Below are 9,639 nucleotides of genomic sequence, written 5' to 3'. Positions count from 1 at the left end.
AGCGGGTGCAAAGATAAATACTTTTTTTACCTAATTCCAAATTATTATTGAGGTTTTTTTGTGATTTTTTTCAGAAAGGCATCTAAACGCCTAACAAAAAACGTGTTATATAACAGAAAAAAATTACTTGATTGCTCTCAACATTTCTCTTTTGCCCGGAGGTCCCGGTATACGCTCAACTTTAAAACCTGACTTTAACATTGCTCGCCGAACTACTCCTTTTGCACAATATGTAATCAAAATTCCATTTGCCGATACAAGTTTATAAACATAATCGAAGATTTTCTGTGTCCACAACTCCGGTTGCTTATCGGGTGCAAACGCATCGAAATAAACCAAATCGAACAAATTTGCTCTTTCTTCTTCGAATAAAGTAAAGTCGGCCGAGATTTTTTTCAATGAAAAATTGGAGGTCAATAAAACCTCTTCACCCCACGGAGCTTTATGCAAATCGTCAAAAAACTTAGCTTTATCCAATAATATATCTCTGTAGTTAAGCTTCTCAATCACATCTTGCGACAAGGGGTATAATTCATAACTTTTATATCTTACCTGCTTATTAGTTTGGTTTGCATATAATAATGTGAGAAGTGCATTTAGTCCCGTACCAAACCCCACTTCCAAAATTGATATTTCATTTTTCGGGCAGCATTTTAGTCCCGATTCAATAAAAACATGATTAGACTCTTGTATTGCTCCATTAACCGAATGATAATGCTCATCTAATTGAGGAACAAATAATGTATGCGACCCGTCTGCAGTCAGTTCGAATTCTAAATCCATTATTTTTTCTCGATAAGGGCAACCGCATGAACAGCAAAACCATCTTCTCGCCCAACAAATCCCATCTTCTCGGAAGTAGTGGCTTTTATAGAAATATCATCAACATCAATCTCCAGAATTGAAGCCATCGTTTTTTGCATATCGGGAATGTATGGATTTATTTTAGGTTTTTCGGCACATATTGTAGCATCTATATTTCCTACCCTATAGCCTTTTTCCGAGATAACTTCCAAAGTCCTTTTTAAAAGAATTTTGCTGTCAATATTTTTGTACTCTGCTGCATTGTCGGGAAAATGAAACCCTATATCCCTTAAATTAGCAGCGCCCAACAATGCATCGCACACTGCATGAATAAGCACATCGGCATCGGAATGCCCCAGCAATCCCTTCGTATGGGGAATTTTTATCCCCCCCAACCATAATTCTCTATCTTCGGATAAACGATGAACATCGTAGCCGAATCCTACACGTATTTTCATTTTCGAATAAAATTTTCCAATTTATTGAACAATCAACTTTTCTGATTGCGATGATGCTTTTCCATCACCGGTTCTAACCGTTGCACGACAGATATAAATTCCCGGCCTTAACTTTCCATTATTACTAATCAAATCCCACTGATAACTTAATTCGTCGCCCGAACCAGAACTTCCTGTAACTTCTGTTGCCCATAAAATTGATCCTGTTAAAGAAAATACTTCATATTTCACATTAACTGTCGAACCCGGCACGTCGGTTAACAATCTGAACTTAGTATAATCAGCTGCCGGATTGCCATCTATAACAAATTGGTAGATATTAGGTTTATAATTACTTACCACCTCAAAATCGAGCTCGGCTGTAGCCGAATTATTCCACGTATCCCATACTCTGAATAATAGTTTATGCTTACCTTCCGATAACTGCGGAATAGAATATCGCACATAACCGCTAGCGTCGGAAGAACCTCCACTCGAATAATACGGCGTTAAATTGTAATTCAGCACGTTATCGATAGATAAGGATATATTATGCCCCACACCACTCGATAAATTTATACCCGATTCGTCGGAAAACTCGGCATAGAACAATGGTGTTTGATTTACTTTATTGCCCGATTTAAAACTTGAATGATTTAAATATATCTGGTGAATTGTTGGCGGATTAAGTTCTTCTTCGGTATCGGGATCTGTTCCTCCAACCGTATAATTATTAAAATAACCCTGAGCTTCGCGAACTCCGTCTTTGTCGAATGCATAAAAACTCATTTTACCTTTCTTGTTAAGATACAAAATGTCTTTAGGAGTTTGAAATTCGATATTAAACTTACCACCCTCAACATTCATTTTCCCTGTATATATTGTATTGGTATAATCGTTATACTTAACTATGGCAGATGCATTTCCACTTCCACTTAAATCATATCCCCTTGTCTCTAGAGCCTCTTTTCCATCAAAAACTACCGATTCGATGGTTCCGTTAAAATCCTCTACCAAGTTACCATCGGCATCTACAATTTCTCCTTTTATCGAATTATACGACTGCGCCTGCATCCAAATATCCAAGTCATCGGACTGCTTACCGTTAACTTCTGTAATACTAATTTTATATTCGTCGGTCGGATATTTTAGCCTTAAGGCCGGATCGCCAATAAGTAAAAACCTTAATTTATTATCGTCATCGATACCTTTTTTTGCTTGGCGCATAATATCGCCCAAGCGGGCAGGAACTCCCGCTTCTTTATCAAACACATGCTCCAATAGTTTTTTATTTAAATCCTGATTGTTAGAGCCATAAACTACCCTCGATGCTGCAAACACCCCAATTCCTCCTCCTTTTTCTTTTGTAAACAGAAGTTCGCTACCAGAGGTAGCTTTTCCGTCAAAACGCCCAAAATCGCATGTCGCCGTAATAAAAAGAGGCAATTTATCGTTATTCATTAATTCTATCTCCGACTTGGTCAAGATATACTCGTGCGTCCAATCCTGACTCGATCCATGCCCCAGATAATTGAATATGAGTACTCCCGAATTAAGATTATTCAAATAAGCACTCCTTGCCGTGGGGTACCTGAATCCATTTATCGTTTTAGAACGTTCATAAGCATCAAGATAAACTTTGTTGACTATAAAATGCGGATGTTGCTCAGCTACCTGATCCGAAAGTATTTCGGCATTTTTGGCATGGTAAGTTTCCGAAGAGTTAAATACATCGGAAACAGCATCGTCGGCAACAAAGCATATCTTATTCCTCCAAATTCCTTTATTAGTATTCGCAACATAGTTCTGTATTTTATTTACAACAGCTTGTGCCTCTCTGGGTGTACGCACAGGAATACGCCCTATACCCAAATCGATAGGATTACTATTGAAGGCTGAATTACACTTATCTTGTAAAAAACCAAAATAATCATCGGTAACATACGAAGAAGAGGCCGAAAGCGACGAATCATCGGTTTGATAAGAAAGAATAATTGCTTTTTTCGAACTTTCCGTCCAATTTTCTTCTGTATAGAATCTATTATCAAAAGTGGCATCGCCAAATAACAACAAGTACTTCGGAGCTTTAAGGACTCCATCCTCAGCCCTATCGTAAAACATTTTCATAAATCGGCGAAAAGCACTAGCATCGGGCTTTCCCGATGAAAATTCGTTATAAATAAGATCCGGAGTTATAACCAAGGATTCCATTCCGTCAATATTCTCATGCAACTCTTTCAGTTGTTGCGCATATTCCTGCAAAATAGGCTGAACAATTATAACCATTTCCGCTGCATCTAAAGCATGCAGATTTTGGTTATCTACTTTCCCGACAAGGGTTGGACTTGGTATCGTTTTCGACACATCAACCATCGCATACTCATTTACTGTCAGGTTCGACGCCGCAAAAGTCAGTTCAGCACCCGACAATGCAGCATTTACAACCTGAGGTTTTAAAGCATTGCTTACATTAAATACCTTCAGGTGAGAAGAAGCCGCCGATATTTTGTAACCCAAATTGTTGGAATATGTTGTATTACGGAACAAAGTAACCCCGCCTACAGGCCTTAGATGACGGGTATAATTAACTCTTATATAATCGAGGTGAAAATTTGTATTTATCGCATAATCCGACCCACTGGAATACCCATATTTCATTCCCACAACATTCGATTCCTTAGCCTCCTTAGTAAACGTTCGATTTACAATCTGAGCCCTCGTATATGAACTATAATTGGTAGAAGGGACAGAGTACCGATCGATATTTTCGTTATTCAACGAAACATCCATATATGCCCCACCTCTGGTTTTTCCAATAAACACAACCCTAAACAATGCGGGATCGGATGTTATTCCGGGCAATGTGATATTAAAATTCTGAGACGGTAAACCTAAAAAGCTTTTACCGAAAAAGTGACGCCCCGACTCTAATATATTCACTAAATTATCTTCATACAGGGCATAATCAGTAAATGTTGTAACTGTTTCGGTGGGCGAAGAGCTCAATTGAGCATTATCCATCAACAAAGGAGCAGCATCTGTTTCTGTTATAAAATAATAAGATTCGCCCGAATATGGATTCTGCGTGTGTACAAACTCGTTACGTGTTGAATTATATGCCCACTTTATATCGCCTCGGGCATAAAACAAGATATAATCATTAGGCCCGAAATTTTCCCGTGCATTACTCATCCATATTGCCACCTGTGGTAAATCGTCGTGATAATTTTCATCCGAAAACACCTCGTCCATTATCCACCCTCCATAGCCATGTACTTTTACATTTGCTGGGTTCGATATCCCCATACGTTGAAGATCGCTGTATGTAAGTTTGTATATTCCGGTTTCATTCACTTTAATTTTATACCATGTACCTTCTGCCAAAACCGAATTTTGAGCATAACGCAATGCGCTTTTACCCTGCGAATAAGCACCTGTTGTATATAATGCAAATAGCACCACCATTATTGCCGGCAGTATATTTACTATTTTGTATAATTTTTCAGACATATTAAATCAGTTAAGAAAACATGTGTTTTCACCCTTATCAAATTAGAAACGTGAAATAACATGTAAATATTGTAAAAAAACTAGTTTTTAAAGTCAAAATACTCTTTCACTGTATAAAAATAAAACAAAAAAATCAGGATTATGATTTTAATCCTGATTTTAATATTTAATCACTAAACTACAAATATATACAAATTATTTAAGGAGGTTACGAAGCCCTTCCATTTCGAAACCGATAGAAAACCGAAGTGTTTGATCTAACGGGCTTGTACCTGATGTTGATACAAGATAAGATGCATCTATCTGGAACACGTTCATTTTTAAACCCGCTCCAAACGAGAAATATTTACGGTTTCCTTTCATTTCGTTTTCGTAGTAATATCCTCCTCTAACCGAAAAACGGTTATCGTACGTATACTCGGCTCCTAACGACCACATTATTTCTTTCAGTTCCTCGCTAAAACCGCCGGGGGCATCGCCAAAAGACTTAAAAACACCACTAATTGATGATATTGCTTTATAATCGTCCCGTCTTAACTTAAACTCATCTTCGCTCTCATCTTCTCCTTTAACAGGAGGTGTGGGTACAAGCAATTTCGAGACATCAAGATTAAGCGCCAGTGTATTATAATCGTCCAAAGGATAAGTCAGAGAGCCTCCCAAGCGCAATGTTGTAGGAATAAAATTAGATTCCGAATCGTCGGCTGTCGATATTTTTGTACCAATATTTGAAATATTAAAACCCAGTCCCAATAAACACTCTACATTATTTATTACAACATACGACTCGTTATACCCGGCAATATCGGCAGCAAAAGCTGTTCCGTTTACTTCTTCACCGCTTCCTGTTTTATAATCCGTCATAATAAATCTTAGTGCCACAGCTCCTGAGAAGGTTTCGCTCAACTTTCGCGAATACCCCACATCAAAGGCCATCTCGTATGGAGAAATCGTACCCTGCTCATAGCCATTAAAGTCTGTTTTCAACACATCGCCCATTGTAAAATACCGGAGCGATGCACTTAAAGCCTGATTATCTTCTTCGCCCAGTTTAAAATACCCCGAAGCATAGATCAAAGCCATATCGTTAACCAGTTTTCTTAACCAAGGTGTATAAGATACGCCAAGCCCTGCTCTACTTGTCATAAAGGCATATTTTGCCGGATTCCAATGCTGTGAATAAACATCGGGCAATGTGGCGGCACCAATATCCCCCATACCCCCTCCTCTGGCATCGGGTGCTATCGACAACGACGGTGCAGCGGTGTATATAGGGTTATAATTATCATCCTGAGCAATTACATTGAGCACAACAAAAGATAAAACACCTATTAAGAATAACCTATTCAAATATTTTTTCATTGACAAGACTTTATTTATTACTTCTCTTATAAACTGATTAATTTATATTTTATTGTTCCTTGACTATTAATTTTTCCGACTTCGAAGCTTTCATTAATCCATTTACATAAACACTGGCCTTACATATATAAATTCCTGCCTGAAGTTTTTCGCCATTTGATTTATTAAGTTTCCAAAAATAAGAAAAATCTTCCTGACTCGAATTACCATTCACCGTAGTGCTCCACATTAATTCTCCCGACAAAGAAAATACTTCATAACGCACATCTACACCCGATGCCTCTTGTTCGGTTTTAAACCGCAGAATTGCAACCGATTCTACCGGATTACGCTCTATCGAGAAGTCGTATAACGCTGATTTATCCTTCGACTTAACCTGAAAATCGAAGCTTTTTACAGCAGAGTTATTCCAAACGTCCCAAACCCTGAATAATAATGTATGATGACCTTCGTCTAAATCGTCCAAAGTATAACTTATCACCCCCCGGCCTTCTGTTCCTTTCAGTGTTTGGTAATAAGGCGTTAAATCATAAGCTTTATACCCATCTATTAATAACGAAACATTATGCCCTAACGATCCTGATAAATTTATACCCGAATCGTCCGAAACCTCGGCATAAAATATCGGCGCCGAGTTTACAACATCTCCCGAAACAAAGTCGGAGCTATTTAAATAAATAGTTGATATAACAGGAGCATTAGTTTCTTCGACCGAAGACTCGTCGGCTCCACCAACTGTGTAATTCAGAAAATTACCCTGAGCCTGATATTTGTTTTGCGTATCATAGGCATAAAAGCTCATTTTGCCAGTATTGTTTGCGTACAAAATATCTTTAGGTATTTTAAATGATATCTTAAACTTCCCGTTTTCAACATCAGTGCTTCCCGAATACAGTATATTAGTATAATCGATATAAGTCATTTTCGCCTGTGCATTTCCGGTGCCTCCACTATAATTACCCCGGGTTGTTAGCTCTTGCTGGCTATCAAATATCATCGACTCTAGTACTCCGTTAAAATCGGTTTCGGTTTCAGCCTGCCGAGAAACAACTTCGCCTTCAATAACAATATCAGACAATGCTTTAAACTGAACAGCCTCGGTAACTTCCTGTCCGTTCACTTTTATTTTTTTTACCTCAACTCTGCGGGTATCCTCCGGATAAGACATCCGAATTGCCGGATCGCCCAACAACATGAAACGCAACTTATTCGAATCCGAAGTTAATGCCTGTTTCGAATGCCGAACAATATCGCCCAAACGGGCAGGTATTCCATCTTGCTTTTCAAATATCTGATTCAGTATTTTTTCATTCAACTCTTTATTTTTTTCAGAAAAAACAACCCGTGTAGATGTAATAAGAGCAATGGCTCCACCGTTCGGGTTAGTTAACAATATTTCGGACACAGCCTCTTGATTGCCGTCGAACTTTCCAAAACTACAAGAGGCGATAATAAACAATGGCAATCGCTTATTTGTCATCAAACGGGCTTCTGTTTTTGTGAAAATATATTCGTGTGCCCATTCCTGACTCGATCCGTGTCCCAGATAATTAACAATCAGGGTTCCGTTGTCAATCTGTTGCAACATTGCTCGTGTCAAATCAGGATACCTGTACCCCTGAATAGTAGAAACACGCTCGTACAAATCGCAATATAACCGATTTACAATAAACGAAGGGAAAGAAGTCTCAACATAAGATGCGAATTTCTCTGAAGCTTCAATATGTTGTTTTTCGGTAAGAATACTATTCGACCCGGCAACAACATCGTCAGCAACAAACGACACATTGTTTTTCCATATCCCCCTATCGTCATTCTTAACATAGTTTTTTATTTTATCAACCACAGCCTTGGCTTCCGATTCCAACTTCACCGGTAACCTCCCAATACCCAGCCTTAATACATCCGAGCTGTGCGACATGCCACTGTTATCATCTAAGAAACCAAAATAATCGTCAATAGTATAAGACGATATGTCACTTATCGAATTTTCCGACTGATAAGTTAGCAGCATAGCCTGTTTGCTGGTTTCGCTACCAACACTGCCATTCAACAGAAATCGGTTATCATATGTTCCATCTCCGAATAGCAACAAATATTTAGGCTTTTCATCTTCTGTTGCAGCCCTGTCATAAAACATTTTCATAAATCGGCGGTAAGCTGTAGCATCTGGCTTTCCCGACGAAAATTCATTATAAATATCCCCGGGCGAAACAACATGTACTTGCAAGCCTTCACTTTCGTGCAAGTCTTTCAATTGCTCGGCATACGCCTTCAATATAGGCTGAACAATAATAACCATATCTTTATTTGTCAGTCCATGCAAATTCTGATTTTCAACAATACCCTCGTACGACGGCGCAGCAACATCTTTCGTCAAATCGACTAAAGCATATTCCCTTACCGGATTATTCGATGCAGTAAAATATAAATCGCCATTCGAATACGAAGTTTGAATATTTGTAACAACCTCGCCATCCGTAACATCGAAAACCAACATATTTGTTGTTGCTTCTTTTATACAAAAGCTTTGGCTTGCATTCTTTGCCCGATTGCGAAAGAGCGTAACTGCCTGACCATAAGATTTAAGTTCGCGATTGTATGTGTAGCTAAAAAAGTTAAGATGCATATTCTTATCACTGGAACCCGGATTATAAGTAAGATTTAAAACATTATCCCCTCCTTCAAAATTGGTTATATTTAATGTTTTATCAACCTCCTTAGCCTTAGCGTAACTATCTGTTGTTGTATTTTTTATAAGTGGTATATCATAATTAGCCTGCAAAACACCATTTGTTTTTACCGACAATGTTGCTCCATTTTTTGTATATCCTACAAAATTCACACCAAGCAAAACATTACTACCACTTGTTTTACCGGGCAAGAGTATTGGAAAATCCTGAGATGGTTGTCCGACAAACTGTTCACCAAAAAAATCACGTCCTGAGGAACAAAGTGTATAAAGCTCTTTTTCGTGCACATAATAATCATCGAAAGTACTCACTACAGGCTCCACCAAACCTGTATATGCCACTTCGTTCATCAAATTAGGAGCGCCGGCCGATTCGGTAATAAAGTAATACGAATCGGTCGAATACACATTCTGCTTATGAATAAATCTGTTCGAAACCTCATCCAAAGTCCATTTTAAGCTACCTTTGGCATAGAAAAGAATATAATCATCTGTTCCAAAATTTTCAGGCGTATTGCTCATCCATATTGAGACGGGAGGTAAATCGTCGATGAAAGGTTTAGAAAAATTTTCATCCAGCAACCAGCCACCATAACCATATATTTTTACATTCGCAGGATTGGAAATTCCCATTTCGGTCAGAGCCGAGTATGTAAGTTTATATACACCTGTTTCTCCTACTTTTATCTTATGCCAAGTGCCTTCGCTCAAAACAGACTTTTGAGCATAGCTGTTTATTTGCGCCGATAAAGTACAAGTATATAACAAAAACACAGAAAGTACTCCCCACCTTATCTTTTTTATAATATTAATCATACAGCAAAATTTATTCTA

Annotated in this window: 5 protein-coding genes; all 5 read right to left on the bottom strand. The window is 38.2% G+C overall.

Annotated features, from left to right (window positions below; translation table 11 throughout):
- Window positions 1-123: 123 nt before the first annotated feature.
- On the bottom strand, window positions 124-783 hold the full coding sequence (mnmD, locus tag D0T53_RS10440; protein ID WP_163267621.1) for a tRNA (5-methylaminomethyl-2-thiouridine)(34)-methyltransferase MnmD: 660 nt from the start codon (window positions 781-783) through the stop codon (window positions 124-126).
- Window positions 783-1,262 carry a 2-C-methyl-D-erythritol 2,4-cyclodiphosphate synthase gene (ispF, locus tag D0T53_RS10435; protein ID WP_163267619.1) on the bottom strand — a complete coding sequence of 160 codons (480 nt, stop codon included), beginning with the start codon at window positions 1,260-1,262 and terminating at the stop codon, window positions 783-785. Before ispF ends, mnmD begins: the two co-directional genes overlap by 1 nt.
- Before the next feature lie 21 nt (window positions 1,263-1,283).
- Complete coding sequence (gene porU / locus D0T53_RS10430; protein ID WP_163267617.1) at window positions 1,284-4,751, bottom strand: type IX secretion system sortase PorU; 3,468 nt, start codon at window positions 4,749-4,751, stop codon at window positions 1,284-1,286.
- A gap of 195 nt (window positions 4,752-4,946) precedes the next feature.
- Window positions 4,947-6,113, bottom strand: a complete 1,167-nt coding sequence (porV, locus tag D0T53_RS10425; RefSeq protein ID WP_163267615.1) for a type IX secretion system outer membrane channel protein PorV — start codon at window positions 6,111-6,113, stop codon at window positions 4,947-4,949.
- Window positions 6,114-6,162: 49 nt separating this feature from the next.
- Window positions 6,163-9,621 carry a type IX secretion system sortase PorU gene (porU, locus tag D0T53_RS10420; protein ID WP_163267613.1) on the bottom strand — a complete coding sequence of 1,153 codons (3,459 nt, stop codon included), beginning with the start codon at window positions 9,619-9,621 and terminating at the stop codon, window positions 6,163-6,165.
- Window positions 9,622-9,639: the final 18 nt, after the last annotated feature.

The sequence above is a fragment of the Dysgonomonas sp. 216 genome (assembly GCF_010501065.1).
Taxonomy (GTDB): Bacteria; Bacteroidota; Bacteroidia; order Bacteroidales; family Dysgonomonadaceae; genus QVMM01.
Note: the sequence above shows the minus strand (reverse complement) of the source record. Positions and strands in the feature narration are given on the sequence as shown.

Bases quoted from the DNA above. Each gene is read 5' to 3' on its own strand.
- mnmD (WP_163267621.1), bottom strand. From the start codon at position 783: ATGGATTTAGAATTCGAACTGACTGCAGACGGGTCGCATACATTATTT.
- ispF (WP_163267619.1), bottom strand. From the start codon at position 1,262: ATGAAAATACGTGTAGGATTCGGCTACGATGTTCATCGTTTATCCGAA.
- porU (WP_163267617.1), bottom strand. From the start codon at position 4,751: ATGTCTGAAAAATTATACAAAATAGTAAATATACTGCCGGCAATAATG.
- porV (WP_163267615.1), bottom strand. From the start codon at position 6,113: ATGAAAAAATATTTGAATAGGTTATTCTTAATAGGTGTTTTATCTTTT.
- porU (WP_163267613.1), bottom strand. From the start codon at position 9,621: ATGATTAATATTATAAAAAAGATAAGGTGGGGAGTACTTTCTGTGTTT.